Here is a 15,059-nt window from a genome sequence, read left to right on the forward strand (position 1 = left end):
ACTTATTTGGACATCACGTTCAGCACCGCCAGCGTCATCGCCTGCGCCGCCGTCTTGATCGACGGCTCCGGCACCGGCGCGTAGTACGGCGAGTGGTTGAAGGCGATCGGCTTGCCGCCCGGCTTGTCGGCCTCGGCCACCGCCTTCGGATCGTAGACGCCGGTGAAGAAGAACATCGACGGGATGCCTTCGTTGGCGTAGACCGAGAAGTCCTCGCTGGCCGTCATGGCCGGCATGCGCGCGACGTTGGCATCGCCGAAGGCTTGCTTGAGCACGCCCTCGGTGCGCGTGACCAGCGCGTCGTTGTTGACGATGGCCGCGCCGCCGGTGATCAACTCGACGTCGGGCGCCGGGGCGTCCGCCATCGCCGCCGAGGCGTTGGCGACGCGGCGCACGCCGGCCAGGATCTTGGCACGCACGGCCGGGTTGTAGGTGCGGATGGTGCCGCGCACCTTGACCGAGTCGGGGATGATGTTGCCGACGCTGCCGCCGTTGATGGCGCCGATCGTGACCACGCCGAACTCCTTCGGATCTTTTTCGCGGCTGATGACGGTTTGCACGTCGACCACGAAGCGGGCGGCGATGGTGATCGGATCGAGCGCCTTGTCCGGCGCCGAGCCGTGGCCGCCGCGTCCCTTGAAGGTGATCTCGATCGCGTCCGAGTTCGACGACACCGGTCCGCTGTTGTAGCCGATGGTGCCATAGGCAAGCGGCCACGAGTGCAACGCGAAGGCGTAGTCCGGTTTCGGGAAGCGCTTGAACAGGCCGTCGTCGAGCATGGCCTTGGCGCCGGCGACGATTTCCTCGGCCGGCTGGCCGATGAACATCAACGTGCCCTTCCACTGCGACTTCATCGCCACCAGCGTGCGCGCGGCGCCCAGCCAGGCCGTCATGTGGACGTCGTGGCCGCAGCTGTGGGCCACCATCGTATCCTTGCCGTCGAGCGTGGCGTGGGCCTTGCTGGAATAAGGGAAGCCGGACTTTTCCTCCATCGGCAAGCCGTCCATCTCGGTGCGCACCAGCACCGTCGGGCCGGCGCCATTTTTATAGATCGCGACGATGCCGGTCTTGCCGACCTTCTCGGTGACGTCGAAACCGATGGCGCGCATCTCGGCGGCCAGCTTGGCGGCCGTGCGCACTTCCTGGAAGGCCACTTCGGGATGCGCGTGCAAATCCTTGTAGATGACGTCCAGCTTGGGATACATGCCGTCGATCTGTTTGGCGACGGCGCCGGTGTCCTGGGCTTGCGCCTGCGTTTGAGCAGCGGCCAACAATAAAGATGTTACGAGTGCGGCGATCGGCAAGCGCTTCATTGATGGTGTCCTTGATCTTGAGGGCTGAGGGAAATAGTTCCCTCAGCATACCATCGACGCGCCCGCTTTAGACGGTATGCAGTTTCATCGTCGCGGCCTCGAACTTGCCTTCGACGATGGACGGCATGACCTGCAGCGATTTTTCGATTGCCCGCTCGATCAGGTCCTGGTCTTCGCGGCGCGGCCGGTGCAGCACGAAGTCGGCCACCTGCTGCTGCAGGCTGAGCGTGCGCGGATGGCCGATGCCCAGGCGCAGGCGCCAGTAATCCTGCGTGCCGAGCGCGGCGGTGATGTCCTTGAGACCGTTGTGGCCGCCCGACGAACCGCCCTTCTTCAGGCGCGCGATGCCGGGCATCAGGTCGAGCTCGTCGTGCACCACCAGCACTTCGTCCGGATTGATCTTGAAGAAGCGGCACAGGCCGCCGACCGATTGCCCGGAGCGGTTCATATACGTCTGCGGTTCCAGCAGATACACCTCATGGCCGGCCACGGAGGCCTTGGCCATCAGCGCGTTGTACTTGGTCTCGCGCTGCAGGCGCGCGCCGACGTCGTTGGCGAGGTTGTCGACCAGCCAGAAGCCGGCGTTGTGGCGGGTTTGTTCGTATTCGGCGCCGGGATTGCCGAGGCCGACGATGAGACGTATGGGCATGGGATGCTCAATTAAATAAACGATATTATCGGTCAAACGAAAAAAAACCCCCGACGGCCTTGGGCTAGCGGGGGTTCTTCATTGCCGCCGCATCGCTGCGGCGTTCAATATTACTTCTTGGCTTTAGCGGCTGGCTTGGCATCGGCTGCTGGAGCGGCTTCAGCGGCATCAGCTTCGGCCGACACGTGACCTGGCGGCACCGAAGCGGTGGCGATGGTCAGGTTGGTGCCGGCGGCAACAGCGGTAACACCTGCTGGCAGGGTCAGTTCGTCGATGTGCAGCGAGGTGCCGACGTCGATGTTGGTCAGGTCGACGGTGATGAACTCTGGCAGGTCTTTTGGCAGGCACGACACTTCGATTTCGTTGGCGACGTGGCTGATGGTCGCGCCGTGCAGCTTGACCGCTGGCGAGATCTCGGCGTTGGCGAAGTGCAGCGCGACTTTCATGTGCACTTTCTTGCCTGCGTCGACGCGCTGGAAGTCAGCGTGCAGAACCAGTTGCTTGAACGCGTGGACTTGGAAGTCGCGCAGCAGCACTTGCTGGGTCTTGCCGTCGATTTCCAGATCCAGGATCGACGAGTGGAAGGCTTCTTTTTTCAGCGCGTGGTACAGCGCGTTGTGATCCAGCGAGATGGTCACTGGCGCTTCGGTACCGCCGTAGATGATGCCTGGGGTTTGGCCCGAATTGCGCAGGCGGCGGCTCGCTCCGGAACCTTGCAATTCGCGTTTGAATGCAACAACTTTCATGTGTAACTCCAAAAATAACAAGGCTCGCGCCTCGTGTTATGAAGCCCCCGCGACCAGGGTGCTTCGAAAATGAGCTGACTGCGCTCATGAAACCGGGAAGTACAACGGCGCACCTGGCTGAAAACCAGGCGCGCCGCCGGAAAATCTGACTATTTTGTTTATCTAATTAATCGATAAACAGGGAGATCACGGAATCGCCCTTGATGATGCGTTTGAACGTCTCGGCCAGCAACGGTGCGCAGGTCAGCTGACGGATCTTGCCGCAGGCACGGGCCGCGTCGGACAGCGGAATCGTGTCGGTCACGACCAGCTCGTCCAGCGACGAATTGGCGATGCGCTCGATCGCAGGACCCGACAACACAGCGTGGGTGCAATACGCGACCACTTTGGTGGCGCCGCGCTCTTTCAGCACTTCGGCCGCCTTGACCAGCGTACCGGCTGTATCGACCATGTCATCCATGATGACGCAGTTACGGCCTTCGACTTCACCGATGATGTTCATCACTTCGGAAACGTTGGCTTTCGGACGGCGCTTGTCGATGATGGCCAGGTCGCAGCCCAGGCGTTTTGCCAGGGCGCGCGCACGCACCACACCGCCGACGTCCGGCGACACCACCAGCAGGTCCTGGTAGTTCTTTTTCTGCAGATCGCTCAGCAGGATTGGCGAAGCATAAATATTGTCGACCGGGATATCGAAGAAGCCCTGGATCTGGTCCGCGTGCAGGTCCATGATCAGGACGCGCTCGACGCCGGCGCTTTCCAGCATGTTGGCCACGACTTTGGCCGAGATCGCGACGCGCGCCGAACGCGGGCGGCGGTCTTGACGGGCGTAACCGAAGTAAGGGATGGCGGCGGTGATGCGGCCTGCCGAAGCACGTTTCAACGCGTCGACCATCAGGATCAACTCCATCAGGCTGTCGTTGGTTGGTGCGCAAGTCGATTGCAGAACGAAAACGTCTTTACCGCGAACGTTCTCGTTAATCTCGACCATCACTTCGCCGTCCGAGAATTTCGAAACGTTTGCCTTGCCGAGTGGAATGCCGAGATTTTTTGCGACTCCTTCTGCCAACGCAGGATTAGCGTTGCCGGTAAAAACCATCAGGTTTTCGTAAGCCATGGGAGTCCCAGAGATAGTCGATGAAATTTTTGATGTCGCCAGCGGAAGCCGCGTGGCGCTGTACTCAGAATGATCCGCGCCGGGCGCGGACATTGATGCTTGCCTTGGCCGGAGACTAGTGCCTCGACGGTGTCGCAAGGAAAACGAATGGCAGGGGAACAAGGATTCGAACCTTGGTATGCTGGAATCAAAATCCAGTGCCTTAACCAGCTTGGCGATTCCCCTACGCAACTTACTGCTTGTCGCTACAACGGCGAGTATTTTATCGCCAATTTCACGCTAAGCCAAATCTTTTTTTACCCGTCTACAACATTTTAGTGAGTGGATGCTGTGTGAGCGCTTGGGCTTTCCATGCTTTCCACTTGGCGGGCACTTGTTGAAGTACCGCGTCGGCTTCTGCCTGGGTTGCCACTGCACAAAATACACAAGCACCGGAACCAGTCATCCTGGCATCACCGTGAGCGCTGAGCCATTCTATCGCCTCTGCTACCGGCGGAAACAAACTCGTTGCCACTTGCTGTAAATCGTTCTTTCCGTACCCCTTCAAATCACTTTGATTTTCGTGGTAGCTGGAAAAGTCCGTTATTATGACGGGCGGTGTGTTCCTTGTCAAATGTTCCGAGCAAAAAATTGCTGCGGTCGGCACCGCGACGCCTGGTTCGATGACGACATACCAACAATCGGGCGCTTTCACCGGCTGCAGCGCCTCGCCCACGCCTTCGGCGAACGCGGTTTCGCCAAAGATAAAGAACGGGATGTCCGCACCCAGCGGCAGGCCCAGCACCATCAACTCCTCCTTGCTTAGACCGGCCTGCCACAAATGGTTCAATACCATCAAGGTGGTGGCCGCGTCCGACGAGCCGCCGCCCAGGCCGCCGCCCATGGGCAGGATCTTGTCGATGGCGATATCGGCGCCGCGCGGCAGAGCGCCGGTACGGCGCAGCACTTCGGCCTGCAGCAGCCTGGCGGCGCGGATGATCAGGTCACCCTCCTCCGGCACGCCTTCGATCTGCGTCACGCGGCGCAGCGCGTCGTCGTCGCGCAGCGTGAAATGCAGGGTATCGCCGTGGTCGACCAGCTGGAACACGGTTTGCAGCAGGTGATAGCCGTCGGCGCGGCGGCCGTTGACGTGCAGGAAAAGGTTCAGTTTGGCCGGAGCCGGGCAATTCTTCAGACTGGTCATCGGAGTATCAATTATTGTGCGGCAGGATCGATGACGATGCGGATCGACATGTCGTCGACCTGCTGGCCCAGCGCGATGCGCGTGACGTCGATGCGTTTCGGTTGCGGCACCGTCGCCGACTCATCCTGCCACGACACGTAGTCGAGCTTCCAGCCGTCGCGGGTAACCACGGTGTCGCTGGCCGGCGAGGCGCTGAAGCGGCTGCCGTCGGCGGCGACCGCATAGCCCTGCAGCCAGTCGCGCAGGCCGGAGACCGGCAAGGTCCAGCCGAGCGTCTGGCGGGTCAGGCTGTCGAGATCGGAGGCGGTGCGGGTCGGCTCGCCGCTGCGTTTCAACGTGGCCGAGGTCGGCGTGACGTTGATGACGGCGACCGTCTGTCCGGTTGGCGAGATCAAGTTGACGTCGGTGTTGGCTGCCGTCTGCCGCCACGTGAATTTGCCGCTCAGCGATTCCTGCTTGCCGTCCCTGCTGTAATTGATGGCGATGCGTCCGGCCAGGTCGAGGGTGTCGCGGTACGGCGCGACGGCGGTGGTCGAGCGTGGCGCGGAGGTGGTGGCGCAGCCGGCCAGCACACTTAGCACGCCTAGCGCGCCGGCCAATGCCAGCTTGCCTGCCGCGCGGCGGTAAATGGAAATCGTCATCGGTGGTGATTATTCAGGTGGTTACAGGTTTTGGTTCAGGCGCGCCAGCGTGTTCTTGAGCGCGTCGTTCTTGGGGTCTTTGCTCTTGGCTTCCTGCCACAGCTTTTGGGCGCCGGTGACGTCGCCTTTGACAAACAGCACCTCGCCCAGATGCACGGCGATTTCCGGATCGGCGCGCAGCGCGTAGGCGCGGCGCAGCAGCGATTCCGCCTCGTCCAGGTTACCCATGCGGAATTGTACCCAACCCATGCTGTCCATGATGAACGGATCGCCCGGCGCCATCTTCATCGCCTGGTCGACCAGCGCGTAGGCTTCCGGCAGGCGCTCGTTGCGCTCGGCCAGCGAGTAGCCCAGCGCGTTGTAGGCGTGCTGGTTGTCGGGCGCGGCGATCATCACCTGCCGCAGCGCTTTTTCCATCAGCTCCACGTTGCCCAGTTTTTCGGCCACCAGCGCGAAGTCGTACAGCAGGTCCGGATTGTCCGGATAGCGTTTGATGGCGTTCTCCAGCACGGTGTAGGCGGCGCGGGTATCGCCGGCGTCGCGCAGCAACTGGGCGTCGGTCTGGAAGATCTGCGCCTGGTCGGCGGGGTCGGCTGCCGTCAGGGTGGCCAACTGCTTGCGCGCGCCGTCGACATCGCCCTTGCGCGCCGTCAGGGTCGCCATTTTCATGCGCGCGGCCAGGTACAGCTTGGGATCGTCGCCTTCGATTTTCTCCAGCCATTTGATGGCGCCGTCGACGTCGCCGCGCTGTTCGGCGATCTGCGACAGGATCATCAGCACCTTGCCCGGGTCGCGCTCGTCGTCGGGATGGTCGTCCAGGACGCTGATGAACCGCGTGAAATACTTCTCCGCTTCGGGCAAATCGTTGGTCTGCATCGCCATCACGCCCAGGGCGTACAGGGTGGCGATATTGTCGGGCTGGTCCTTCAGCAAGGCCAGGAATTGCTCGCGGGCCGGCTCGAGTTGCTTGGCGTCGACCAGGATGCGTGCGTAGGCGGCACGCACCTCGCGCGCCTTCGGATATTTCTCCAGGAAATCGGTGAGCACCTTGCCGGCGGCGTCGATGTCGCCGGAGACTTGCGCCATTGTCAGCACCGCCAGCTCGGAGTCCGGCTTGATGGACTGAGCTTTTTGCGCCTCGGCGCGGGCGCGCCCGGTGTCGTTGACGGCAAACGCGCCCTGCGCCAGGATCAGGTGGCTTTCGAGCATGTCGCCGTAGGGCGCCAGCACGCGCTCCTGCAGCGCGAACGCGGCGGCCTTGTCCTTGGCACGCAGCATGAATTGCTGCATTTGCAACATCGCCATGCCGCGCTGGGCCGCCGGGGCCGCCTTCAGGCGCTGGGCGAAAATGGCCTCCGCCTCGCTCAGATCGTCGTTGACGACGGCAAACCCGAGGAAATACTGGGTCGCCTCGTCCGACTCGGGCGCCAGTTCGCGCCACAGGCGGATCGCGGCGAGCGCCTCCTGGCCTTGCTTGGCGGCCAGCGCCATCTCGGCGGCGCGGCGGGCCAGGCGCGGATCGCGGGTTTGCTGGGCCAGCGACAGCATCGTGATGTACGCGCCCTGCCATTGTCCCTGCTTGAATTCGAGCTCGGCCTTGGTGATGCGGAACAGCATGTCGCCGGTCAGGGCATTATTGGGCAGCATTTCCGGCACGGGCGCTGGCGCCTCCACCGCGGCGGCGGCGCTGTCGGGGGCGGCAGGCTCCGGTGCGGCGGTGGACTCGGCCTGTTTTTGCGGCGCCATGGCGCACGCCGACAGCAAGGCAGAGAGGGTTACAATGGCGAAAGCGTTTTTCAAGGGAAGATCCTGGTCGGCAATGGTCAGCTGATTTTACGCGCAACGCATGGCTTGCGTGTTTTGACTAGTGTAACCAAATATTTTGCCCCGGCCAGGTTGCGGCCGCTTCCAGCGCCCCGATATTCAACGATTAGCCCTCATTTGCCATCCACATGCCAGAATTACCAGAAGTTGAAGTGACCCGGCGCGGCGTCGCGCCCCATATCGAAGGCCGCACCGTGCACGACGTGGTGCTGCGCCGCGAGGGCCTGCGCTGGCCGTTTCCCGCCCAGCTGCAACAATTGCTGGCCGGGCGGCTGGTAGTGCGCACCGGGCGGCGCGGAAAATACCTGCTGGTCCACTTCGAGCACGGCACCCTGATCATCCACCTCGGCATGTCGGGCCACCTGCGCGTGATGGACACGGGCATCGAGCCGGAAAAGCACGACCATTTCGATCTGGTGGTCGAGGGGCCGCAAGGCAAACAGGTGCTGCGCATGAAGGACCCGCGCCGCTTCGGCGCCGTGCTGTGGCACGACGACGCCGACGGCCTGCTGGAACACCACGTGCTGCTGCGCGCACTGGGCGTGGAGCCGCTGGAAACCGGCTTCACCGGCAAATTGTTGTACGATCAGACCCGCCAGCGCAGCGCGCCCGTCAAGCAGGTGCTGCTGGCCGGCGATATCGTCGTAGGCGTCGGCAATATTTACGCCTCGGAAAGTTTATTCCGCGCGGGCATCAATCCCAAGACGCCGGCCAAGCGCATCAGCTTGGCGCGCTACGAGAAACTGGCGCAGGCGATCCGCGAGATCCTGGCCGAAGCCATCATCCAGGGCGGCAGCACCTTACGCGATTTTATTAGCGTCAACGGCCAGTCCGGTTATTTCCAGCAGACGTATTTCGTCTATGATCGTGCTGGCGTGCCTTGCAAGGTCTGCGCGGCGCCGGTGCGGCAGATCAAGCAAGGGCAGCGCTCCACTTTTTACTGTGTCAATTGCCAGAAGTGAACTATAAAACAAGGGCGGAAAGCATGATGGCCAGGGATTTCGAGCAGTACAGCGCCTGGCGGCAAGGCGTGGTGACGGCGCTGAAAAACTACCAGTCCTGGGTCGCGTCCGCGTCGCTGACCGACGCCGCCACCGACCAGCGCATCGCCCGCACCCTGGCGCGGCTGGCCGACGATAAATTGTCGGTGGCCTTCGTTGCCGAATTCTCGCGCGGCAAGTCCGAGCTGATCAACGCCATCTTCTTCGCCGACTACGGCCAGCGCATCCTGCCATCGGCCGCCGGCCGCACCACCATGTGCCCGACCGAGTTGATGTACGACCCCAGCTTCGCGCCGTCGATCCGCCTGCTGCCGATCGAAACGCGGGCCGACAACCTGTCGACCGGCGATTACCGCGATCAACCTTCGGCCTGGACCGTGCTGCCGCTGAACCTGGAGGTCGGCGCCGATATGCACGAAGTCTTCAAGCAGGTCAGCATGACCCGTTATGTCCCGGTCGAGGAAGCCAAGCGCTACGGCCTGTACGACGAGGACGATCCCGACATGCAGGTCACCCTGAGCGAGGATGGCAAGGTCGAGATCTCGCTGTGGCGCCACGCCATCATCAACTTTCCGCACCCGCTGCTCAAGCAGGGGCTGGTGATCCTCGATACGCCCGGGCTGAACGCCATCGGCACCGAGCCGGAACTGACCTTGAACCTGATCCCGAACGCGCACGCGGTGCTGTTCATCCTGGCCGCCGACACCGGCGTGACCAAAAGCGACATCGAGGTCTGGCGCAACCACATCGGCGCCGGCGCCGGCCGCCTCGTCGTCCTCAACAAGATCGACAGCATGTGGGACGAGCTGCGCAGCCAGGCCGAGGTCGACGTCGAGATCGAACGCCAGCAAGCCAACGTGGCGCACGTTCTGGCGCTCGAACCGCGCCAGGTGTTCCCGGTGTCGGCGCAAAAGGCATTGGTGGGCAAGATCACGCAGGACAAGTCCCTGCTCGCCCGCAGCCGCCTGCAGGCGCTCGAGGCGGCGCTGTTCGACGAGCTAATCCCGGCCAAGAAGGACATCGTGCGCAAGCAACTGCGCGAGGAATTGCAGGCGCTGAGCGTGGCGCAAATGGCCCTGGTCAACGCCCGCTCGCGCGGCATCGTCGAGCAGCTGCACGAACTGAAAAGCTTGCGCGGCAAGAACCAGACGGTGATCGCGCACATGATGCGCCGCATCGACGTCGAGAAAAAGGAATTCGACACCAGCCTGTTCAAGCTGCAGGCCACGCGCGCCGTGTTCACGCGGCTGTCGACCGAGCTCTACACCAGCATCGGCATGGACATCGTCCGCGACGATATCGACCTGGTGCGCGAGCAGATGCAGCGCAGCCGCTTTTTCACCGGCGTGCGCGAGGCGGTGCGCAACTACTTCGAGCGCATCCGCGCCAACCTCGACGCGTCAGAGCGCAAGACCGTCGAGATCAGCGAGATGATGGGCGTAATGTACCGCCGCTTCGCCAGCGAGCACGGCTTGACGCTGGCGCTGCCGATGCCGTTTTCGCTGCAAGCGTACCGCGACGAGATCGCGTCGATCGAGGCGATCTACTACAAGCAGTTCGGCACCGCGACCTTGATCACGACCAGCCGCGTGGTGCTGATGGAGAAGTTTTTCGACACCATCGCCTCGCGCGTGCGCGGCTGCTTCAAGTCGGCCAACAACGACGCCGAGGCGTGGCTGAAGGTGATCATGGCGCCCTTGGAGGCGCAGATCCGCCAGCACAAGGACCAGCTCAAGCACCGGTTGGCGTCGATCCAGCGCATCCACGACGCCACCGACAGCCTGGAGCAAAAGATCGAAGCGTTCGAAAGCAGCCAGCAGCAGCTGGAGGCGCAAAAGCTGCGGCTGACGGAACTGGCGGCCGCCATCGGCACCGCCATCAACGCGGAATTCGAGGCGCTCGACGCCGCCGCGTGATTATTCAAGAATTAATTTAGGATTCAAATGAAGGTTGAAGTTGTTGAGAATTTCGCCGATCCGAGTTTTTCCTCGGACCTGATCGGCTGGCAGAAACAGCACGGGCGCCACGCGCTGCCGTGGCAAAACACCACCGACGCGTATCTGATCTGGCTGTCCGAAATCATGCTGCAGCAGACGCAGGTGTCGGCGGTGCTGGGTTACTACGCGCGCTTCCTGGAGCGTTTTCCAACCTTGCGCGACTTGGCGGCGGCGCCGGTCGAGGATGTCATGGCGCAGTGGAGCGGCCTGGGCTATTACACCCGCGCGCGCAACCTGCACAAATGCGCGCAGCGCGTGGTGGCCGAGTACGACGGTGTGTTCCCCTCGGACCCGGCGCTGCTGGCCGAGCTGCCGGGCATCGGCCGCTCGACGGCGGCGGCGATTTCGGCGTTTTCCAGCGGCACGCGCGCGGCCATCATGGACGGCAACGTCAAGCGGGTATTCGCGCGCGTGTTCGGCATCGACGCCTATCCGGGCGAGCGCCGCACCGAGGAGATGATGTGGCGCCGCGCCGAGGCGCTGCTGCCGGAGCAAGGCATCGAGTCGTACACGCAGGGCTTGATGGACATGGGCGCGACCCTGTGCACGCGCAGCAGTCCGTCGTGCGAGCGCTGCCCGATGCAGCCGCGCTGCGTGGCCTTCGCCACCAACCGCACCAAGGATCTGCCGGTGCGCAAGCCGAAGAAAACCTCGCCCGAAAAGCACTCGGTGATGCTGGCGATTATCGACAACGGCCAGGTGCTGCTGGAGCAGCGGCCGCCGACCGGCATCTGGGGCGGGTTGCTGTCGCTGCCGGAGCTCGACGGCCATGTGCTGGCCGAGGACGACGACATCCCGGCGGCCGACGACGACGCGCTGATACTGGCGGTCGGCAAATTCGGCGAGATGGAATCGCACGAGCGGCTGTCGACGGTCACACATGTGTTCACGCACTACAAGCTGCACATCGCGCCGTACCGCGTGACGTTGGCGCGGCGCGTGCCGATGGCGGCCGAGGCCGGCCACGTCTGGTACGACGCCGCCAGGCTGGCCGACGCGGCGCTGCCGGCGCCGATCAAGAAGCTGCTGCTGGAGTTGATGGGCGACGCGCGCGATGCGCAGGCGCGGATGTTTTAGGAAAGAAGATTGAGAAATGCCCATGCGACCGCAGGTGCGGCGAAACATGTTACGACTAACCACCACCGCAAGCGATCACGCTCCTTTAGCAACAGCTTCAATTCCAGCTCCGAGAGCTCCAATTTCAGCTCTCTTTTTGCCTCAGCCGATGCAATGGCAATGCGTGTCTCCATTTGTATCAGTTCCACTTTCGTAGCGAATGTAGCCTGCCTGCGGGCTGCGATGTAGGCCTCTACAGAACTAAAACTTCTTTCCGGATCATAGATTTGATCGCTCATATCCACCTCACGGGAATGTTCGAACGATGGCAAGCACAACGCCTGCGACGGCGACGATGGCCCCAACAGTCCAGCGCAGATGCCGATTCCCCATGGCGAGAACTTTACTTTCCAAATCGGCTATTTTGATAGTCAGTCTCAGCTCCGCCGCACCTAATTCCGTGCGCAGTTCGGCCACATTCTCTTTGGTCGCGTAGTTGGACTGAATAACGGCGACGCGCCCCTCGAGGCGCACAGCATCCTCCTTAGTCGCGTAGTGATCGCGCGCAAAAGAAACCTCCGCACTCAGTGTCGCAGCGGCTTTCTCCACCGAAGTAAGGCGCTTATCGATTGGGGTGATTTGCTCGTCCATCACCCATGATCATCCTAACTACGTTGATGATCAAGAGTGTTCGATTGATTGGACTCAAAGCTCGTCGAGCGAGAACAAACGGCGGTGTTCGCGGATGGCGTAGCGGTCGGTCATGCCGGCGATGTAGTCGGCGATCTTGCGCGCCTGCTTGCCGACGTCGCCCGATTTGTCCTGGTAATCCGGCGGCAGCAAGACGGGCTCGGCCATGAACGATTCGTACAGTTCGCGCACGATGCGGCTGGCCTTCACGCGCATGCGGTTGACCTTGTAGTGGCGATACAGGTTCTCGCGCAGGAAGCGCTTGAGCTCGGTCGCGTCCTTGCGCATCGGATCGGAGAAGCGGATCAGCGGCGGCGCCGCGCGCACGTCGTCGATGCTCTTCGGCGCGGCGTCCGCCAACAAGGCGCCGGAGGTGACGATCAGGTCGTCGGCCAGCGCCGTGATCAGGCGCCGCAAGGTTTCATAGATCGCGCGCCGACCCGACAGCCCCGGGAAGGTCTGCTGCACGTCGCGCCACAGGCGCGCGAAAAAATCGACCTGCTCCAGCTGCTCGATGGTGATCAAGCCGGAGCGCAGGCCGTCGTCGATATCGTGGCTGTTGTAGGCGATCTCGTCGGCCAGATTGGTCAGTTGCGCCTCCAGCGACGGCTGGGTGCGGTCGATGAAGCGCACCGCCACCGGTCCCAGCAGGCGGGCGTTGGTCAGCGAGCAGTGCTTGAGGATGCCCTCGCGCGTCTCGAACATCAGGTTCAGGCCGTCGTAGGCGCCGTAATGCTCCTCGAGCTCGTCGACCACGCGCAGGCTTTGCAGGTTGTGCTCGAAGCCGCCGTGTTCCTTCATGCATTCGTTGAGCACGTCCTGGCCGACGTGGCCGAACGGCGTGTGGCCGAGGTCGTGCGCCAGCGAGATCGCCTCCACCAGATCCTCGTTCAGTCGCAGGTTGCGCGCCAGCGAGCGGCCCACCTGCGCCACCTCCAGGCTGTGCGTCAGCCGGGTGCGGAACAGGTCGCCCTCGTGGTTGAGGAACACCTGGGTTTTGTATTCGAGCCGGCGGAACGCCGACGAATGGATGATGCGGTCGCGGTCGCGCTGGAACTGGCTGCGCGACGAATGCGCCGTCTCCGGATGGCGGCGACCGGCGCCGCCGGCCGAATGGGCGGCGTAGGGTGCCAGGTACTCTTCGGGCAGCATTCGGCGCCTCCGCTTAAACGCTGGCGGCCAGGGTGGCCATCAGGAGCTCGCGCGGCGCATTGGTGATGCTTGGCGCGCCCAGCGGCTTGAGCAGGATGAACTTGATGGCGCCGCCCTCGTTCTTCTTGTCGACTTCCATCAACTCCAGCCAGCGCTCGGCGCCCAGGTCCGGCGCCTTGACCGGAAGGCCGGCCGCCACCACCAACGCGCGCACGCGCGCCACGGTGGCCTCGTCGACCAGCCCCATGCGCTGCGACAGATCGGCCGCCATCACCATGCCGCAGCCGACCGCCTCGCCGTGCAGCCATTGGCCGTAGCCCAGGCCGTTCTCGATCGCGTGGCCGAAGGTGTGGCCGAAGTTGAGGATGGCGCGCAGGCCGCCCTCGCGCTCGTCCTGGCGCACGACGTCGGCCTTGATCTCGCACGAGCGGGCGATGGCATACGCCAGCGCGCCCTTGTCGCGCGCCATCAGCTTGCCGATGTTGGCCTCGATCCAGTCGAAGAAGGCGGCGTCGATGATGGCGCCGTGCTTGATCACCTCGGCCAGGCCGGCCGACAGCTCGCGCGCAGGCAGGGTTTCCAGGGTCGAAGTGTCGGCGATCACCGCGCGCGGCTGGTAGAACGCGCCGATCATGTTCTTGCCCAGCGGGTGGTTGATGCCGGTCTTGCCGCCCACCGACGAATCGACCTGCGACAGCAAGGTGGTCGGCACCTGGATGAAGTCGATCCCGCGCATGTAGCTGGCCGCCGCATAGCCGGTCAGGTCGCCGATGACGCCGCCGCCGAGGGCGATCAGGGTGGTCTTGCGGTCGGCCTTGTTGGCCAGCAGCGCGTCGAAGATCTGCATCAGGCTGGCCCAGGTCTTGTATTCTTCACCGTCCGGCAGCACGACGGTCATGACTTGCTTGCCAGCACTACGCAGGCCGGCCTCGACGCGCTCCAGGTACAGCGGCGCGACGGTGGTGTTGGTGACGATGGCGACCTTGCCGCCGTGGACATGGCGCGCCAGCAGCGCGCCGTCGGCGAGCAGCGCCGGGCCGATGGAGATCGGGTAGCTGCGCTCGCCCAGATCGACATTCAACAGGATGGTGGATTCTTCGTTCATCGATGGTTCCGCTTGGGTGACGCAGTTGGGCGCGGCCTCGCAGGCCAGCCTCTCCAGCTGGGTCAAAATGGATTGGACCATCGATTGTACGTTAGGTCGGCCGGTATCGATGACCACGTCGGCGATCTCCATGTACAGCGGATCGCGCACGGCCATCAATTCCTCGAGCTTTTTGCGCGGGTCGGCCGTCTGCAGCAGCGGCCGGTTCTTGTCATGGGCGGTGCGCTGCAGGATGCTGTGCACGGTCGTGCGCAGGTAGATGACGGTGCCGCGCGCCTTGAGGTGGGCGCGGCTGTCCGGATCGAGCACGGCGCCGCCGCCGGTGGCCAGCACCAGGTCCTGTTGGCCGGTCAACTCGCGGATGACGTCCGCCTCGCGCCGGCGAAAGCTCGGTTCACCTTCGATTTCGAAGATCCACGGGATGGAGGCGCCGGTGCGCGCCTCGATCTCGTGGTCCGAATCCATGAACCGCAGGCCCAGTTTGCGGGCCAAAATGCGGCCGATGGTGGTCTTTCCCGCCCCCATCAAGCCGACTAAAAACACATTTTGCATGCACGATCCAACTAAATGCGGGCGGCGGCACCA

The 15,059-nt window shown here is 63.2% G+C and carries 14 protein-coding genes and 1 tRNA gene; 3 read left to right on the plus strand and 12 right to left on the minus strand.

What is annotated here, in order from left to right; all coding sequences use genetic code 11:
- Window positions 1-2 precede the first annotated feature (2 nt).
- The 8 genes from AC0IYS_RS28580 to AC0IYS_RS28615 all read right to left on the minus strand — a co-directional run bounded on the left by AC0IYS_RS28580 (window position 3) and on the right by AC0IYS_RS28615 (window position 7,449).
- Window positions 3-1,313, minus strand: a complete 1,311-nt coding sequence (locus AC0IYS_RS28580) for an amidohydrolase (RefSeq protein WP_471708363.1) — start codon at window positions 1,311-1,313, stop codon at window positions 3-5.
- A 67-nt stretch (window positions 1,314-1,380) separates the two neighbouring features.
- Entirely contained in the window at window positions 1,381-1,962 is a 582-nt protein-coding gene (gene pth / locus AC0IYS_RS28585; protein ID WP_471708364.1) for an aminoacyl-tRNA hydrolase, read from the minus strand.
- Window positions 1,963-2,072: 110 nt separating this feature from the next.
- Window positions 2,073-2,708 carry a 50S ribosomal protein L25/general stress protein Ctc gene (locus AC0IYS_RS28590; RefSeq protein ID WP_471708365.1) on the minus strand — a complete coding sequence of 212 codons (636 nt, stop codon included), beginning with the start codon at window positions 2,706-2,708 and terminating at the stop codon, window positions 2,073-2,075.
- Window positions 2,709-2,874: 166 nt separating this feature from the next.
- On the minus strand, window positions 2,875-3,825 hold the full coding sequence (locus AC0IYS_RS28595) for a ribose-phosphate pyrophosphokinase (protein WP_090326037.1): 951 nt from the start codon (window positions 3,823-3,825) through the stop codon (window positions 2,875-2,877).
- 148 nt (window positions 3,826-3,973) lie between these two features.
- A tRNA-Gln gene (locus AC0IYS_RS28600) sits at window positions 3,974-4,050 on the minus strand.
- A gap of 79 nt (window positions 4,051-4,129) precedes the next feature.
- On the minus strand, window positions 4,130-5,008 hold the full coding sequence (gene ispE / locus AC0IYS_RS28605) for a 4-(cytidine 5'-diphospho)-2-C-methyl-D-erythritol kinase (RefSeq protein WP_471708366.1): 879 nt from the start codon (window positions 5,006-5,008) through the stop codon (window positions 4,130-4,132).
- A gap of 11 nt (window positions 5,009-5,019) precedes the next feature.
- Entirely contained in the window at window positions 5,020-5,649 is a 630-nt protein-coding gene (locus AC0IYS_RS28610; RefSeq protein ID WP_471708368.1) for an outer membrane lipoprotein LolB, read from the minus strand.
- Between the two features lie 21 nt (window positions 5,650-5,670).
- Entirely contained in the window at window positions 5,671-7,449 is a 1,779-nt protein-coding gene (locus AC0IYS_RS28615) for a tetratricopeptide repeat protein (RefSeq protein ID WP_471708369.1), read from the minus strand.
- 152 nt (window positions 7,450-7,601) lie between these two features.
- Between AC0IYS_RS28615 and mutM the strand changes: the two genes are divergently transcribed.
- From mutM to mutY, 3 genes are read left to right on the plus strand one after another with little or no spacing between them, the layout of a single operon-like run.
- The gene (mutM, locus tag AC0IYS_RS28620; protein WP_471708370.1) at window positions 7,602-8,435 is read left to right on the plus strand and encodes a bifunctional DNA-formamidopyrimidine glycosylase/DNA-(apurinic or apyrimidinic site) lyase; all 834 of its coding nucleotides are present in this window, start codon (window positions 7,602-7,604) and stop codon (window positions 8,433-8,435) included.
- A gap of 26 nt (window positions 8,436-8,461) precedes the next feature.
- Window positions 8,462-10,390: a dynamin family protein gene (locus tag AC0IYS_RS28625; RefSeq protein WP_471708952.1), complete on the plus strand. Its 1,929-nt coding sequence runs from the start codon at window positions 8,462-8,464 to the stop codon at window positions 10,388-10,390.
- Window positions 10,391-10,417: 27 nt separating this feature from the next.
- Window positions 10,418-11,548, plus strand: coding sequence for an A/G-specific adenine glycosylase (gene mutY / locus AC0IYS_RS28630; RefSeq protein WP_471708371.1), 1,131 nt, complete (start codon window positions 10,418-10,420; stop codon window positions 11,546-11,548).
- Here mutY and AC0IYS_RS28635 read toward each other — a convergent pair.
- From AC0IYS_RS28635 to aroKB, 4 genes are read right to left on the minus strand one after another with little or no spacing between them, the layout of a single operon-like run.
- Complete coding sequence (locus tag AC0IYS_RS28635) at window positions 11,545-11,826, minus strand: hypothetical protein (RefSeq protein ID WP_471708372.1); 282 nt, start codon at window positions 11,824-11,826, stop codon at window positions 11,545-11,547. The two genes, mutY and AC0IYS_RS28635, sit on opposite strands and share 4 nt — an antisense overlap.
- Window positions 11,827-11,833: 7 nt before the next feature.
- The gene (locus AC0IYS_RS28640) at window positions 11,834-12,178 is read right to left on the minus strand and encodes a hypothetical protein (RefSeq protein WP_471708373.1); all 345 of its coding nucleotides are present in this window, start codon (window positions 12,176-12,178) and stop codon (window positions 11,834-11,836) included.
- A gap of 54 nt (window positions 12,179-12,232) precedes the next feature.
- Window positions 12,233-13,369, minus strand: coding sequence for a deoxyguanosinetriphosphate triphosphohydrolase (locus AC0IYS_RS28645; protein ID WP_471708374.1), 1,137 nt, complete (start codon window positions 13,367-13,369; stop codon window positions 12,233-12,235).
- Window positions 13,370-13,382: 13 nt separating this feature from the next.
- The gene (gene aroKB, locus AC0IYS_RS28650) at window positions 13,383-15,026 is read right to left on the minus strand and encodes a bifunctional shikimate kinase/3-dehydroquinate synthase AroKB (RefSeq protein ID WP_471708376.1); all 1,644 of its coding nucleotides are present in this window, start codon (window positions 15,024-15,026) and stop codon (window positions 13,383-13,385) included.
- Window positions 15,027-15,059: the final 33 nt, after the last annotated feature.

This window comes from Duganella sp. AC237 (assembly GCF_979254035.1).

Bases quoted from the DNA above. Each gene is read 5' to 3' on its own strand.
- ispE (WP_471708366.1), bottom strand. From the start codon at position 5,008: ATGACCAGTCTGAAGAATTGCCCGGCTCCGGCCAAACTGAACCTTTTC.
- AC0IYS_RS28635 (WP_471708372.1), bottom strand. From the start codon at position 11,826: ATGAGCGATCAAATCTATGATCCGGAAAGAAGTTTTAGTTCTGTAGAG.
- AC0IYS_RS28640 (WP_471708373.1), bottom strand. From the start codon at position 12,178: ATGGACGAGCAAATCACCCCAATCGATAAGCGCCTTACTTCGGTGGAG.
- AC0IYS_RS28595 (WP_090326037.1), bottom strand. From the start codon at position 3,825: ATGGCTTACGAAAACCTGATGGTTTTTACCGGCAACGCTAATCCTGCG.
- aroKB (WP_471708376.1), bottom strand. From the start codon at position 15,026: ATGCAAAATGTGTTTTTAGTCGGCTTGATGGGGGCGGGAAAGACCACC.
- AC0IYS_RS28625 (WP_471708952.1), top strand. From the start codon at position 8,462: ATGGCCAGGGATTTCGAGCAGTACAGCGCCTGGCGGCAAGGCGTGGTG.
- AC0IYS_RS28610 (WP_471708368.1), bottom strand. From the start codon at position 5,649: ATGACGATTTCCATTTACCGCCGCGCGGCAGGCAAGCTGGCATTGGCC.
- AC0IYS_RS28645 (WP_471708374.1), bottom strand. From the start codon at position 13,369: ATGCTGCCCGAAGAGTACCTGGCACCCTACGCCGCCCATTCGGCCGGC.
- mutY (WP_471708371.1), top strand. From the start codon at position 10,418: ATGAAGGTTGAAGTTGTTGAGAATTTCGCCGATCCGAGTTTTTCCTCG.
- AC0IYS_RS28590 (WP_471708365.1), bottom strand. From the start codon at position 2,708: ATGAAAGTTGTTGCATTCAAACGCGAATTGCAAGGTTCCGGAGCGAGC.
- AC0IYS_RS28580 (WP_471708363.1), bottom strand. From the start codon at position 1,313: ATGAAGCGCTTGCCGATCGCCGCACTCGTAACATCTTTATTGTTGGCC.
- pth (WP_471708364.1), bottom strand. From the start codon at position 1,962: ATGCCCATACGTCTCATCGTCGGCCTCGGCAATCCCGGCGCCGAATAC.
- mutM (WP_471708370.1), top strand. From the start codon at position 7,602: ATGCCAGAATTACCAGAAGTTGAAGTGACCCGGCGCGGCGTCGCGCCC.